14 protein-coding genes, 1 tRNA gene and 1 pseudogene are annotated in these 13,815 nt (G+C 69.6%); 10 read left to right on the top strand and 6 right to left on the bottom strand.

Annotation, left to right across the window (positions count from 1 at the left end; translation table 11 throughout):
* Window positions 1–3: 3 nt before the first annotated feature.
* Window positions 4–243, top strand: coding sequence for a hypothetical protein (locus ABEA24_RS26560; RefSeq protein WP_345433796.1), 240 nt, complete (start codon window positions 4–6; stop codon window positions 241–243).
* A 37-nt stretch (window positions 244–280) separates the two neighbouring features.
* On the opposite strand, the gene ABEA24_RS26555 is transcribed toward ABEA24_RS26560, so the two are convergent.
* Window positions 281–529 (bottom strand): DNA-binding protein, encoded by a 249-nt coding sequence (locus tag ABEA24_RS26555; RefSeq protein WP_345433795.1) that lies wholly within the window; start codon window positions 527–529, stop codon window positions 281–283.
* Window positions 526–693, bottom strand: a complete 168-nt coding sequence (locus ABEA24_RS26550) for a helix-turn-helix transcriptional regulator (RefSeq protein ID WP_345433794.1) — start codon at window positions 691–693, stop codon at window positions 526–528. The genes ABEA24_RS26555 and ABEA24_RS26550 overlap by 4 nt, the downstream gene beginning before the upstream one ends.
* On the opposite strand from ABEA24_RS26550, the gene ABEA24_RS26545 reads away from it, so the two are divergent.
* Both ABEA24_RS26545 and ABEA24_RS26540 read left to right on the top strand, forming a co-directional pair.
* Window positions 620–1,390, top strand: a complete 771-nt coding sequence (locus ABEA24_RS26545; protein WP_345433793.1) for a helix-turn-helix transcriptional regulator — start codon at window positions 620–622, stop codon at window positions 1,388–1,390. The genes ABEA24_RS26550 and ABEA24_RS26545 overlap by 74 nt on opposite strands.
* Window positions 1,391–1,539: 149 nt before the next feature.
* Complete coding sequence (locus tag ABEA24_RS26540) at window positions 1,540–2,697, top strand: tyrosine-type recombinase/integrase (RefSeq protein WP_345433792.1); 1,158 nt, start codon at window positions 1,540–1,542, stop codon at window positions 2,695–2,697.
* Window positions 2,698–2,791: 94 nt separating this feature from the next.
* Here ABEA24_RS26540 and ABEA24_RS26535 read toward each other — a convergent pair.
* A tRNA-Arg gene (locus ABEA24_RS26535) sits at window positions 2,792–2,864 on the bottom strand.
* A 166-nt stretch (window positions 2,865–3,030) separates the two neighbouring features.
* A complete protein-coding gene (locus tag ABEA24_RS26530) occupies window positions 3,031–3,273 on the bottom strand; it encodes a hypothetical protein (protein WP_345433791.1) in 243 nt (80 codons plus the stop codon).
* A gap of 10 nt (window positions 3,274–3,283) precedes the next feature.
* On the opposite strand from ABEA24_RS26530, the gene ABEA24_RS26525 reads away from it, so the two are divergent.
* The 4 genes from ABEA24_RS26525 to ABEA24_RS26510 all read left to right on the top strand — a co-directional run bounded on the left by ABEA24_RS26525 (window position 3,284) and on the right by ABEA24_RS26510 (window position 7,502).
* On the top strand, window positions 3,284–3,541 hold the full coding sequence (locus ABEA24_RS26525) for a hypothetical protein (protein WP_345433789.1): 258 nt from the start codon (window positions 3,284–3,286) through the stop codon (window positions 3,539–3,541).
* A gap of 11 nt (window positions 3,542–3,552) precedes the next feature.
* Window positions 3,553–4,878, top strand: coding sequence for a LuxR C-terminal-related transcriptional regulator (locus tag ABEA24_RS26520; RefSeq protein ID WP_345433788.1), 1,326 nt, complete (start codon window positions 3,553–3,555; stop codon window positions 4,876–4,878).
* A gap of 119 nt (window positions 4,879–4,997) precedes the next feature.
* Window positions 4,998–6,116 (top strand): glycerophosphodiester phosphodiesterase, encoded by a 1,119-nt coding sequence (locus ABEA24_RS26515; protein ID WP_345433787.1) that lies wholly within the window; start codon window positions 4,998–5,000, stop codon window positions 6,114–6,116.
* Window positions 6,117–6,296: 180 nt separating this feature from the next.
* On the top strand, window positions 6,297–7,502 hold the full coding sequence (locus ABEA24_RS26510; protein ID WP_345433786.1) for an RNA polymerase sigma factor: 1,206 nt from the start codon (window positions 6,297–6,299) through the stop codon (window positions 7,500–7,502).
* Window positions 7,503–7,544: 42 nt separating this feature from the next.
* Here ABEA24_RS26510 and ABEA24_RS26505 read toward each other — a convergent pair whose 3' ends face one another.
* Window positions 7,545–8,237: a hypothetical protein gene (locus tag ABEA24_RS26505; protein ID WP_345433785.1), complete on the bottom strand. Its 693-nt coding sequence runs from the start codon at window positions 8,235–8,237 to the stop codon at window positions 7,545–7,547.
* A gap of 667 nt (window positions 8,238–8,904) precedes the next feature.
* Here ABEA24_RS26505 and ABEA24_RS26500 point away from each other — a divergent pair.
* A complete protein-coding gene (locus ABEA24_RS26500) occupies window positions 8,905–9,735 on the top strand; it encodes a cyanophycinase (RefSeq protein ID WP_345433784.1) in 831 nt (276 codons plus the stop codon).
* A gap of 3 nt (window positions 9,736–9,738) precedes the next feature.
* A complete protein-coding gene (gene cphA / locus ABEA24_RS26495) occupies window positions 9,739–12,393 on the top strand; it encodes a cyanophycin synthetase (protein WP_345433783.1) in 2,655 nt (884 codons plus the stop codon).
* A 132-nt stretch (window positions 12,394–12,525) separates the two neighbouring features.
* On the opposite strand, the gene ABEA24_RS26490 is transcribed toward cphA, so the two are convergent.
* Window positions 12,526–13,224 carry a response regulator transcription factor gene (locus ABEA24_RS26490; RefSeq protein ID WP_345433782.1) on the bottom strand — a complete coding sequence of 233 codons (699 nt, stop codon included), beginning with the start codon at window positions 13,222–13,224 and terminating at the stop codon, window positions 12,526–12,528.
* A gap of 209 nt (window positions 13,225–13,433) precedes the next feature.
* Here ABEA24_RS26490 and ABEA24_RS26485 point away from each other — a divergent pair.
* Window positions 13,434–13,815, top strand: a pseudogene (locus ABEA24_RS26485) (hypothetical protein); the annotation flags it as partial.

The raw sequence follows: 13,815 nt of genomic DNA, 5'->3' as shown, positions 1-13,815 counted from the left end.
CATGTGCTGCTTGAAGCGTGCTTCCTCGGCGAGGATCTCCGCTTCAAGCTGTCCTCGACCGACGATGACGCCGGACTCGAAGCCGAGCCGGTACGCCTGCTCGAACGCTGCCTTGTCGGCTGCAGCCCGGTTGCCGATGTCCTCGGCGAGCTCGCGGGCGAGGTGGATCAGCCGCTCGTCGACAGGGCCGCGCTGTACCCTGTTCGTGGTGTTGGTGGCTGTCGCGGCTACCTGATCGTTTGAGCGGCCTTCCGGTGTGGTGACCGGGAGGCCGTTTCTGTTAGGCGGCATCGACGCCCCCCGTGGCGGGATTGTCGGCCTCAAGGGCGGCGATGATGGCGGCGGTGACCACGCGGGTCTTACCGCCCACCCTGAGCACCTTCACGGGGAACTGGCCGCGTCGGACGAGCTCGTAGCAATACGAGCGGGAGATACCGAGCGCGGTAGCCGCGACCGCGGGGGACACGGTCGCCGGCCAGCGCCGGATCTCGTCGAGCGTGGGGTCTTCCCGGATCTCATCGGAGGTCACGGCGTCTCCTCAGACTGTGAGAGCCACGCCTCGACGTCCGCCCGGCGGTAACGCACCAGTCGCGGGCCGACCTTGACGGCTTCCGGCCCGATGCCCTGCCGGGACCACCGCTTCGCCGTGGCGATGCTGATGCGCGCGAGCGCTGCCCACTCGCGCCTTGTCATCCAGAGATGTGCTCCAGGATCACAAGTAGCGGTTGTTTCGGTAGTCACAAGCACAAGGTGTCAGAGGGGGTTGTGCGGTGTCAAGCGGAGGCCATACTGTGCTCCGGTGACACAAGTCGATTGGTCTGCTCGCCTGGTGCGGGTGTCTGCTGCCGAGATCAGACGTCATCGTCAGCGCCGGGGCATGAGCGCTCAGCAGCTCGCTGACGCATGCGCCACGCTGGGCTTCCCGCTACAGCGGTCGGTACTGGCGAACCTGGAGAACGGCCGGCGACCGACGTTGAACCTCTCCGAACTGCTCGTGCTGGCTAGGGCACTCAAGGCCCCGCCCATCTTGCTGGTCTTCCCACTTGGTGAGGCGGATCGGGTCGAGGTGGTGCCCGGTCACGAACTCGACACCTGGGAGGCGGTGAAGTGGTTCGCTGGTGAAATGCCGTTCCCTGGCGGAGACCAGGACGAGGTCAACGCATGGATCGAGGCTTCCAAGCCGATTGCGCTGTACCGAGAGCATGACCGGCTCGTCGAGGGCGTTCAGCTAGCCATCCGCGAGAGCGCACCGGGATCGGGACGGGTGCTACGTGAGTCGCTACGCAAGTACCGGGAGAGGTTTCGACAGCGTGGGCTTACACCCCCAGACCTCCCACCCGAGCTACAGCATGTAGACGCGGCCACCGGGCCCGCCGACCCTGAGCGGTAGGAAGGACACACATAGCCCTCGAAACCCTCTGACATTCGATCAGATGCCAGCGTTTTGTACCCACCTTGACCAGCACAGATAGACGGCCGTCTCACGCGATCTCACACGCCGGGACGGCCCGATTCCATCCAACAAGAAGGGAGACGCCAGTGGCCAAAGATCCCATCAAGCGGATCGAGCTTAAGGACGGTTCGGTCCGATACCGGTTCGTCGTCGACATCGGTCGCGACCCGGAGACTGGCAAGCGGAAGCAACTCACGCGGACGTTCGACAAGCAGCGCGAGGCACGGAGGGAGTACGACCGGATCCGTCACCAGACCGGCGAGGGCACGTATGTGAAGCCGTCGAAGGCCACGGTGAACCAGGTCATCGACAGCTACCTCAAGGGAGCGACCCGCGGGAAGCGCGCGAACACCGCGCGGAACTACCGAGACGCCTTCCGGTGCGTGCGCGGACAGCTCGGCAACCGTGTCGCCCAGACCGTCAGCAAGGACGACATCGAGGACCTCGTCGACTACATGCTCACTCGCGGCCGGAAGCGCGGCGGCAAGCCCGGCACTCCCCTGTCGGGCCGGTCGGTGAACCTCACGCTCGGCCGGCTTAAGGCGGCGTTCGAGCTGGCGGTGAAGGAGGGCAAGCTCGTGCGGAACGTCGTCGCGCTCGTCGATCCGGTGTCCTACCAGCAGGCCGAGCGCGAGCCGTGGTCGAAAACGGAGGTCCACACGTTCCTGCGTGCGATCACCGGCGATCGGCTTGAGGTCGCATGGCGCCTGTCGCTGTACGGCCTACGACGCGGCGAGGTCCTCGGCCTGCGCTGGTCGGACATCGACCTCACCGCGGGCACGCTGAAGGTCGTACAGACAAGGGTCCTGGTCGACTACAAGGTCATCATCGAGCCACCGAAGTCTCGGAACGGCAACCGGACGCTGCCGCTCGACGCCGAGCTGATTGACGCTCTGCGGGCTCTGCGGAAGCGGCAGGCGGTCGAGGCCGAAGAAGCCGGCGAAGCGTATGAGGGAAGCGAGTACGTCGTCACCGACGAGCTCGGCCGGCCGGTGCATCCGGAGTGGTACTCCGACGAGTTCGGGCGCATTCTCCGCTGCGCGAAGCTCCGCCGGATCACGCTCCACGACTCGCGACACACGACGCTCAGCCTCATGGAGAAGGCCGGCGTCCCGATCTCGGTCATCAGCAAGTGGGCGGGGCACTACGACTCCGCGTTCACGCAGAAGACCTACGTCCACGCGGGTGACGAGGACCTCGCCCAGGGCTCCGTCAAGCTCGCCAAGATTTACAAGATCGCTTAGCTCGTGTGAGAAATTGTGAGACAAACGGCCCCTGAAAGCACTCAGGGCCCCGTCTCACCGAAGTGAATCAGGGCCCTGACCTGCGTTCTATCTGCGCAGCCGGAGGGATTCGAACCCCCAACCTTCTGATCCGTAGTCAGATGCTCTATCCGTTGAGCTACGGCTGCTGGCTTGCAAGAGTGTACGGGACTTGACCTCAGCGCGCGAATCGAATGCCCGTCCGCCCGCCGAGGGCCGGGCAGGCTGCGGGCTCGCGCCGGAGGCCGCCGTCGCTCGATCCGGCGGGGTACGCGCCGTTTCGGGCGTCGCGCGTGAGCCAGGGTCTGGCGACCCTCACTGACCGCAGTTGCCGCGGACCGGCTGCTGTGTTCCGGTGTTCACGTCGACGTCGGGGATGTAGCCGCCGTCGATCTTGTCCCAGAGGCCGCTCTGGTGACCGGTGGGTCCCGTGACCGTGCCTCCTTCGACGGTGCAGTAGATCCGGACTCTCGTTCCCCGGACCAGTCTGGCGGTCACCGGTGTGCTGAGCCACTGCCCCTCGTGGACCAGGGCCACGGTGTACCCCGCCGGCACCATGATCGTCCCGATGGCGGGCGCCGGGCTGTCGACCACCGGCGTGGCGGGGGCCGAGGCGGGTGACGACGGGGACGAGGCGGGCGATGAGGCCGGTGATGACTCCGGTGACGACGGGGACGAGGCTGACAGCGGGGACGACGGCGAGGAGACGTACACCGGCAGTGGCACCTGGGCGGAGCCGGTTCCTGAGCTCGAGCCTGAGGCGAAGTTCGCGACCACTCCGATGATCGCGACGATGACGGATGCGATGCCGCCGGTAAGCCAGTAGGAGAGATAGGGATGCTTTCTCTGGTCGCGAGGCGGCGGCTGTTCGGTTCGCGTGTTCCCCGTCGACTGAACCATAGGACATGCCTCTTTCCGGAAACCCACCCGAGAGAGATCGTTCGATCTCACCCCCATTGCTGTCAGGGTAGGTTCGCGGCAGAAAGCAGAACATCCCAGATTTGTGGGATGGCTGACTACAATGCCACCGTGGCAAAAGCACGCCGAAATCGATCTATACCTGATTCGGTCCGGCGATTTGGGTCGAAGCTTCGGTCCGATACCGGGGCCGTCGAGATAATCGACCATGCCGTCGGTGCGCTGGCGGAGGTCATGCCGGCGGACGTGTGGTGTGGGGTCCTGCTCGATCCGTCGACGATGCTGGACACCGGGGGCGAGCACACGCACGGTTTCCCGCCGGAGTACATGAGCCGTCTCTTCCAGATCGAGCACGTCGAGCAGGATGACGTCGACAACATTCGCGCGCTGGCCCAGCGGGCCGCCCGGGTCAGCGTGCTCAGCGAGTCCACCCACCATGACCTGACGACCAGCAAGTACTACCGGGAGATCCTCGAACCGCTGGGACTCTCGGACGAGCTACGGGTGATGCTCCGCGACGGCGACCGGGTCTGGGGTCTGCTGGTCCTGTGCCGGGGCGAGGGCAGCCGGCCGTTCGACGCCGGTGACGTGGCTCTGGCGGAGGCCGTCAGCCGGCCCGCCTCGGACGCGCTGCGGCGTTCACTGCTCCTGTCGGGCCTCGACCGGGGCGACCTTCCCGACGCGCCCGGGCTGATCATGCTCGATGCCGACCTGCGGATCCGGTCGCTCTCGGACACCGCCCGGCACTGGGTCGGCCGGCTCCAGGAGAGCGGATCGGCCGACGAGGGCACCTGCCCCTATGCCGTTCAGGCGCTGGCCACGCGCGCCCGTACGACGACGCCGGGCACGCCGGTACGGTCCCGTGCGCCCATCGGCTCGGGCCGCTGGCTCACGTTGCACGCCTGGACGGTCGATCAGGGCGGCGAGCCCGCGACCGCCATTTCCATCGCGCCCGCGGAGGCGCGAGATCTCACGGCCATCATCCTCGATGTCTACGGATTGTCCGCCCGCGAACGACAGATAACCCAGCACGTGCTCCGGGGCAACTCGACCAATGAGATCGCGCGGCGCCTGCACCTTTCTCCGTACACGGTCCAGGATCATCTGAAGTCGGTTTTCGACAAGGCGGGTGTGCGAAGCCGCCGGGAGCTCACCGCGAATCTGTTCTTCCACCATTACTTTCCCCAGCTGACGGATCCTCCCCTGTCGACGGACGGCAGGCTCATCAACGGCGTGGACGGCTGACGGATTCGGCTGAGCCGGGAGCGTACGGCCTGTTCCGGACGGCTTCCCGCAAGCGGGAGGTCTCCCCGTCGTCATGTCTCGGAAGTAGCCTCCGCACGTTCCGACTCAGGAGGTAACCGATGTCACTGTCCCGACGACTGCTGGCCGGTGGGCTGGCGCTCGCCACGGCGGGTACGGCGTTCGCCGTGGCCGCTACGAGCAGCAGTGCCGCCGCCCCGGCGCAGCCGCGGACGCGGGAGCCGATCGTGATCGCGCATCGTGGCGCGAGCGCGTACCGGCCGGAGGAGACGCTGCACGCGTACGAGCTCGCCGTCGAGATGGGCGCCGACTACATCGAGCCGGATGTCGTCACGACGAAGGACCACGTGCTGGTCGCCCGTCACGACAACTGGTTGAACGACACGACCGACGTGGCGAGCCATCCGGAGTTCGCGGGTCTGAAGAAGACCAAGACGGTCGACGGTGTGCAGCGTACGGACTGGTTCACCGAGGATTTCACGATCGCGCAGCTGCGGACGCTGCGGACGAAGGAGCGGCTGCCGGACATCCGGCCGGGCAGCAGCGCGTTCGACGGCCTGGACCCGATCCCGACGCTGGAGGAGGTGCTGGCGTTCGCGCACAGCCACCACGTGGGCGTCTACCCGGAGACGAAGCACCCGACGTACTTCCGGTCGATCGGGCTGCCGCTGGAGGACGAGCTGCTGAAGGACCTGGCGAAGTACGGGTTCAAGGGCCGGAACGACAAGGTGTTCATCCAGTCGTTCGAGACGGCGAACCTGCGGGAACTGCGCAAGAAGACCAGCATCCGGCTGATCCAGCTGATCGACACGCAGGGCAACAAACCGTACGACTTCGTGGCGAACAACGACCCGCGGACGTACGACGATCTGGTCAAGCCGGACGGGCTGAAGTGGATCGCGTCGTACGCGGACGGCATCGGGCCTTCGACGACGCGGATCATTCCGGTGGACGCGACGAACCATGCCGGTGCGCCGACGACGCTCGTACGGGACGCGCACCGGGTGGGGCTGAAGGTGCACCCGTGGACGGTGCGGCCGGAGAACAACTTCCTGCCCGTGGAGTACCAGCAGGGCAACCCGAGTTCGCCGAACTTCAAGCGGGCGGAGGGTGACGCGTCGCGGCTCCTGGCGGACCTGTACAAGCTGGGCGTGGACGGGATCTTCTCCGACGACTCGGCGCTGGCGGTGTCGACCCGGCACCGGGTATTCGGCCGCTGACCCTCGCGTGGACGCCCCGTGCCCGTCGGTACGGGGCGTTCGTGCATCCGCGACAGGAGGCCCGATCCGGCCTGGCACTACCTAACGGCTTTTGCGGTAATTCGGGTGATCTTGTGACCTATCCTTGACACTGGTGTAAATCAGGAGCGCGCCGTCCGGTCCGATACGTGGAGCACGTGCATGGCAAGGTGGTCACGGTTCGCCCCCACCGCCGACAAGCGTCTCGTCAAGGCGTTGCATGAGGGGGACGAGGAGGCGCTGGCGACGCTGTACGACGTTTACGCCGAGCGCCTGTACGACTACTGTTCGGCGCTTCTCGCCGACGACAAGGCCGCCGCGGACGTCGTGCACGACACCTTCATCGACGCGGCGCGCCGAGCCCCCCGCCTGCGCGAACGCGAGCAGCTCCGCGCCTGGCTGTACGCCTCGGCGCGGCGGCGCTGCCTCCTCCGCAAACGACCGGCCGCGATGGCGGACGACCAGGCCTTCGCCCGGCTCGACTTCTTCCACCGTGAGGTGCTCTTCCTCGTTCACCGCCACGACCTGACCGGCGAGGACCTGGCGGCGACGCTCGGCGTCACGGCGCGCCGGGCCCAGGAACGGCTGAACCGCGCCACCCGGCAGTTCTCCGACGGGGAGAAGGTCGTGGACGCCGTACCGGTGCCCGAACCTCCCTCCGCGCTGCGGCATCGGGTGCTGCACGCGGGCACCGATCCGGAGCTCGCCGGATACCGGACGGAGATCGCCGCGCGTGGCGGTGCCCTGACCCCCGAAGGGATGCCCCGGCAGCCCGACGCGCCGTCCCGGCTGGCGCGGCGGTGGGCGTTCGCGAGCGGCGGATCGGTCGCGGCGGTGGCGACCGCGATCGTCGTGATGATGTTCATCGGCCCCGGCGTGCCAATCCCTGACCTGCAGTGGCCCGGCCAGGGCAGGCCGCGGCCGAAGACCCCGACCTCCCGGACGCATCGGTCCGAGTTTCCCGTCGTCGCCAAGCCTCGGACCTCACAGCCGAGGCCGGCTCTCCCGGGACCGGAGCTGGTCCCGTCGCCCGGCCCGACGAAGACCCGGCCGAGGAAGTCGCCGAAGCCGCCCAAGGGCACGCTGGTGGTGAACCCGGTGTCGGTCCACCTGCAGGCGATGACCAAGATCGCCGACATCGACCTCAGCGCGAAGAACGGCAAGGTCTCCTGGAACGCCTCCAACTCCGACCCGAAGATCGTCCTTTCCAACGTGACCGGCGAGATCTCGGCCGGTGAGCACGCCACGGTCCAGGTCATCCTGGACCGGAAGGGCATCACGCCCCCCGGTCAGACCGTGGTGACGGTGACCGACGGGGCGGGCCACTCCACGCCGGTCACCGTCACCTGGGACCTGTCCCTGTTCTGACCACCGGTCCCGCCCTGCGTCGGGGTGCCGTGCCGCGGCCGGTCAGCCTCCGCCGCCGGGAAGAGCGACGAGCTTCGCGCCGTGCCCTCCTCCGCCGCCTTCCCCGATCGCCCGGAGCACCGGCTGGACGAGTTCCTCCTCGACCGCGCGCCGCTGCACGAAGCCGTGGTAGAGCACACCCTTGGCGTTGACCCGCACCGCCTGGAAGTCCTGCGGATCGAGGGAGCAGAACCCGGTCCGTACGACGTCCTGGTAGAGCGTCTGGGAGACGATCAGCGCGACGTCGCGGTGCTGCTGGTCGGCGAGCACGCGGCGCAGCGGCTTGGCGTTGAGCAGGCGGCTGACGACGATGGGGGCGTCGCCCGCCGGCCCGAACGGACCGGGCGTGAGGGTGCCGTGGTGGAGTGCGACGCGCAGTCGCAGCCGCCGCCCCCCGGTCCGCTCGTGGTTGAACTCGCCGAGGACGGTCTCGAGCTGGTGCGTGAAGTCGCCGACGACGAGGGAGACGTCGACGTCCTCAGGCAGGACCGCGAGCTCGCCGTCGCCGCTGACCTGCTCGTACCACAGGCTGCGGTCGAGGCCGACGTTCTGCGCGGCCAGGCTGAGGATGTTGCGGAGATCGGTCTGCGCGCGCAGCTGTCCCCGCGCGTCGCGCGCACTATATTTCTCAACGTCGACCGCCAGAAGAAGACGGTAGATAAGGCGAACGTCGGCATAAACGTCCGTGTGCGGCATGGTCACCTCCAAAGCAAACCGGGCTTTGCGCCCCCATTCGCTCCACTGCCGGAGAGAGTGTGCCTCTCAGAGGAGGACCAGCGCGCCTCTTTTTCTTACCTTCCCGATGTCCTTCCGGTGTGCGGTCAATCCAGCGGCCTCTTAGACGCACGACGGCCGGAGGGGGATCCTCGAGGTAAGAAAAAGCTTACCGAAGAGGCAGGCGACCTGTCGGATCATGACGGCGGCCGGATCTGTTCTTGCTGGTCAGGTGGCCGACGTCGCCGACGACCGCCCGCCGGTCTCGACAGGAGGGGCTCGCGGCAGTCAGGGCGGTGAAGGGCGCTACACATTGGTCCCGGTTTTACGGTGTTTAGGGTAATTCTTCGCGTGACCTTACCGCCCGGCACACCCGGCCCCATCGGCCTTGCGTCCCCGCACACTGGCCTTCATCGGCCTTACATCCCCGTACTCCCTTACACCGGTCTTACGCTCCAGCACTTGCCCCTTACGCTCCGGGGCCGCTTCTCTCCCGGCGGCTCGTCGCCCTCGGGACGCCATTCCGCCGTCCCGCCACACGTCGATGACGCCCGGACGGGCGGGGGCCTCGTCCGATCGGCGCAGGACAGCGTGGACGAGCAGCATCTCCATCCGACTACTTGAAGTGACAATAGGGTAACTAGCTGTCGTGACCGACATAGGGGAGGAGCGCCCCCGCGATGGCCGGCTCCTGGTCATCGGCGGCGCGGAGGACCGCACCTGCGGCACCGGGCCTCTCGAGGAGTTCGTCGCCCTCTCCGGCGCACGGGACTCGCGCATCGTGGTCGTGACCACGGCCACCGAGATGCCCGAGGAGGTGGCCGCCGACTACACCCGGGTGTTCCGGCGGCTCGGCGTCTCCTCCGTCACCGAACTCCGGCTCCCGCACCGCGCCACCGCCGACAGCCAGGCGGCGCTCGACGTGCTCCGGCGGGCCACCGGCGTCCTGTTCAGCGGCGGTGACCAGTCGCGCATCCGCGGCCTCGTGGGGTCGAAGGTCAACGCCCTGCTCCGGCGACGGCTCCGCGGCGACGGGCTCGTCATCGCGGGCACGAGTGCGGGCGCCACCGCGATGGGCCGCTGGATGATCCTCGGCGGTGACGGTCACGAGGTCTCCGCCTCGGCCGTACGGCTCGGCCCCGGCCTCGGGCTGCTCGACGACGTGCTCATCGACATGCACTTCGCCGAACGCGGCCGGTTGCCGAGGCTGCTCAGCGGCATCGCGCTCGACACCCGGCGGCTGGGCGTCGGCATCGACGAGGACACCGCGATCGTCGTCCGCAAGTGCCGCTTCGACGTGATCGGCAGCGGCGTCGTGACCGTCGTGGACGCCGATCAGGCGACCGTCGGGTACGCGGACTGCGACGACGATCCGATGGCCCTCTTCCAGGTACGCCTCCACCTCCTTCCGGCCGGCTGCTGGTTCGACATGGAACAGCGCAAACCGTGGTTCGGCCCACTACCCGCAGAAGAGGAGTGAACCGTGCACCTCGAGCATCTGCGCTGGTTGAACGGTCCCAACGTGTACACCGCGCGACCGGTGGTGATCGCTCATCTCGATTTAGGAGAACTGACCGAGCGGGAGACCACCGACGTCTCCGGCTTCGCCGAGCGGCTCGAGTCGGTCCTGCCGGGCCTGGCCGACCACCACTGCTCCGCGGGCCGGCCGGGCGGGCTGCTGGCCGCGATGGCCCGGGGTACGTACTTCGGGCACGTCACCGAGCACGTGACGCTCGAGCTGTCCGCGATGATCGGCCGGGACGTCTGCTTCGGCCGTACGGTCTGGGCCGGAGCGCCGGGATGGTACGACGTCATCCTCGAACGCCCCTGGCACGAGCCCGCGGACACGCCACTCGTCGGCGGCCTCATCGACCTCGCCATCCGGACGGTGACCGGTCTGGTGAACGAGGGCGAGGTGGGCGGCTCCTTCCATGCCGAGCTCGCCGCCCTCGCCGGGGAGCACGAACGGACCCGACTCGGCGTCAGCACCGCGGCGCTCGCCGCCGCGGCCCGGCGTCGGCGCATCCCCGTCCGCCGGGTCGGCGACCTCAACCTGCTCCACCTCGGGTACGGGCGGTACCGGCGCACGGTGTGGGCGGCGATGACCGACCGGACCTCCGCGATCGGCGTGGAGGCCGCCGGAGACAAGATGCTCACCAAGCGGCTGCTGGAAGGGGCCGGGCTGCCGGTGCCGGAGGGCCTCGTCGTGACGACCGCCGAGGAGGCGATCGCGGCCTTCCACGAGATCGGCGCCCCGGTCGTGGTCAAGCCGGCGGCCGGTCACCACGGGGCCGGCGTCTCGATCGAGCTGACCGACCCCGGCGAGGTGGCCGCCGCGTTCCGCGCGGCCGCCGCCGAGGGGGAGGCCGCGCTCGTCGAGGCGTACGTGCCCGGCCGGGACCACCGGGTGCTCGTCGTGGGGGATCGGGTGGTCGCCGCCGCCGAGCTCAGCCCGGCCCGGGTGACGGGCGACGGCACCTCGACGATCGCCGAGCTGGTCGCCGCGGCCAACGCCGACCCGGCGCGCGGCGAGGGCCACGACCGTCCGCTCACCCGCCTCGCGCTCGGCCCCACGGAGCTGGGCCACCTGGCCCGGCAGGGGCTGCGGCCGGACTCCGTGCCGGACGCCGGCCAGGCCGTGACGCTGCGCCGCAACGCCAACCTGTCCACCGGGGGTACCAGCAAGGACATCACCGACTCCGTCCACGCCGACGTCGTACGGCTCTGCCGCCGCGTCGCGGCGACGGTCGGCCTCGACATCTGCGGCATCGACCTGCGCCTACCGGACATCACCGCACCGCTGCCCGCCGACGCCGGCGCGTCCGGCGTCATCGAGGTGAACGCCTCACCCGGCCTGCGCATGCACCTGGCGCCGTACGAGGGGCGGCCCCGCGACGTCGCCGCCGAGATCATCGACCGGCTGTATCCGCCCGGCAGGTCCGGGCGCGTGCCGATCGTGTCCGTCACCGGCACCAACGGCAAGACCACGACCGTACGCATGATCGCCCACATCCTGGCGCAGGACGGCCGGCGCGTCGGCATGACCACCACGGAGGGCGTGTACGTCGGCGGGGAACTCGTCCACAAGGCCGACGCGTCGGGTCCCCGCTCCGCCGCGATGGTGCTTGGGGACCGGACCGTCGACGCGGCGGTGCTGGAGACCGCGCGCGGCGGCATCCTGCGGCGCGGGCTGGGCTACGACCGCGCCGACGTCGCCGTCCTCACCAACATCACCGACGACCACCTCGGCGTCGATGACATCACCACGGTCGACGACCTCGTGGAGATCAAGGCGCTGGTCGCCGAGGAGATCCGCCGCGGCGGGCACCTCGTCCTGAACGCCGACGACCCGCGGACCGCCGCGCTCGCCGAGCGTCCGCGCGTACGGGATCGCGAACCGGTCGTCCGCTACTTCGGAATGTCGGCGACCGCACCGTGCCTCGCCCGGCACCTCGGCGATGGCGGCGTCGCGTACTTCGTCGAGGACGGGGCGCTGACGGAGGGCGAGGGGACGCGGCGGCGCGCGCTACTGCCGGTCGCCGACGTGGCCGGGGCGTTCGGGGGAAGGGCCCGGCACGTGATCGGCGACGCGCTGGCGGCCGCGGCGGCCGCACGCGCCCTCGGCGTGCCGATCGACCTGGTGGCCCGTGGTCTCCGGTCGTTCGAACCGCACGAGCTGAACCCCGGGCGCGGCTGCGCCTTCTTGATCGACGACCGCCCGGTCGTGGTCGACTACGCGCACAACCCGGCGGCCGTCGCCGCCGCCGGCGAACTCCTGCGGCAGGTCTGGGGACGCGACGGCGTCGCCGCCGTGACCCTGCCCGGAGACCGCTGCGACGAACTCGTCATCGACACCGCCCGCGCGATCGCCCGGTCGTTCGGCCGCGTCGTCGTGTACGAGGACGAGGACCTGCGCGGTCGCCGGCCCGGCGAGATGTCACGGCTGATCGTACGAGGGCTGGTCGACGCCCGCCCGGACGTCCGCTGCCACCCGGCGGGGGATCTCAAGGACGCCGCCGGCATCGCCCTCGGCGTCGCCGCGCCCGGCGAGCCGATCCTGCTGCTGTACGAGAAGCTCCAGCCGGTGATGGACCTGCTGCACACGCTCGGCGCGGTCCGCGCGTCGAGCACGTGGTGACCGTCGACGAGCGGCCGGCCGGCGGCACCATCACCTCGCCGGCGGTCCGGCCGTCCAGGCGGCGACCGACATGTCGGCGGGCGGCCGGGAGACCGCCCGTCTGTGGCCGACTGAGCCTGTCGGCTCAGTCGTTCACTGCCGAGAAGTCGACAGCCAGGCGTGTTCGCTGGCGATCCGGATCGCGTCGATCCGGTTGCGGGCCCCTGTCCGGGTGATGGCGCTCGACAGGTGGTTCTGGACCGTCTTGACCGACAGCGACAGCATGTCGGCGATCTCCGCGGTCGTGGCTCCGTTCGCCGCGATCCCCAGGACCTCCAGTTCGCGGGGTGTCAGTGGGTTCTCCCCGACGGCGCGGGCGGTCTGCGCCAGCTCCGGATCGATCACCCGTCGTCCCGTCGCGACGTGGCGGACACAGCGCGTCAACCGCTCCGTCGGCGCCTGCCTGCTGATCAGGCCGAGCGGGTCGACGGCCAGCGCCTGGCGCACACCGCCGGGATCGGCCTGGTCGGCCAGCATCACGACGGCGCATTCGGACGCCACGCCATGGAACCGGGTCGTCGCGTCCGTACCGGGCAGGTCCACGTCGATCACGGCCACCGCGGGCCGTAGCTCCGCCACCGCCGCCGCGAGAGCGTCCGCGTCCCGCGGGTCGGCGACGACCTGGATGTCAGGCTCGTCGTCGAGGCAGGCGGACAGCCCTAACCGGAGGATGTGCACGTGTTCGGCGACGAGCGTCCGGATGGCCGGCTGGTGCGGGTCCTTTCTCGGCGCGACCCACCGCCCATGCCGCGAACCCGACCATCGCTCCGAACCGCGATCGTGTCTGTTCATCTTTTCGCCCCTGACGGCAGCCGTGACCGCACTTTGCCCACTACATCGCAAATGAACCGCACATGGCGTGATGTCGTGTAAAGGCGGACGTCGGAACGCCCCGGCGCCTCCGGCGGAACCTCGCGGCGGCCCCTCGGGCACGGTCGCCGGAGTGCCCGCCACGTCGGTCTACGGCCGGTCGAAGGCGCCCTCGTCGACCGGCCGTAGACGTGGACGTCCTCCGGCCCGTCCTCTACTGGGACATGCGGGTCCGGCTTGTGCGTACGGTCCGCCGTACGCGGAGTGGCCACCTCACCCTGCTCCCTCGTCCCGGACCGCCCATCGGCCGGGCGAGAGCGGACGCCGCGCCAGACGTTCCTGCGGCGGCCGGCTCAGGCGGCACGGCACCCCCGGAGGCCCTCGCCGGGACGGACGCCGACCCCGGAGCGGTGGACGCCGCCCCCGCCGGAGCAGACGCGGCCCGTGCCCGGGCGGACGCGGCCCGCGCCGGGGCGGACGCCGACCCCGGAGCGGTGGACGCCGCCCCCGCCGGAGCAGACGCGGCCCGTGCCCGGGCGGACGCGGCCCGCGCCGGGGCGGACGCCGACCCCG

Source organism: Actinoallomurus vinaceus (genome assembly GCF_039542055.1).
Lineage (GTDB): Bacteria > Actinomycetota > Actinomycetes > Streptosporangiales > Streptosporangiaceae > Actinoallomurus > Actinoallomurus vinaceus.
The sequence above is the reverse complement of the archived record's forward strand: the minus strand, read 5'-3'. Positions and strand labels throughout refer to the sequence as shown.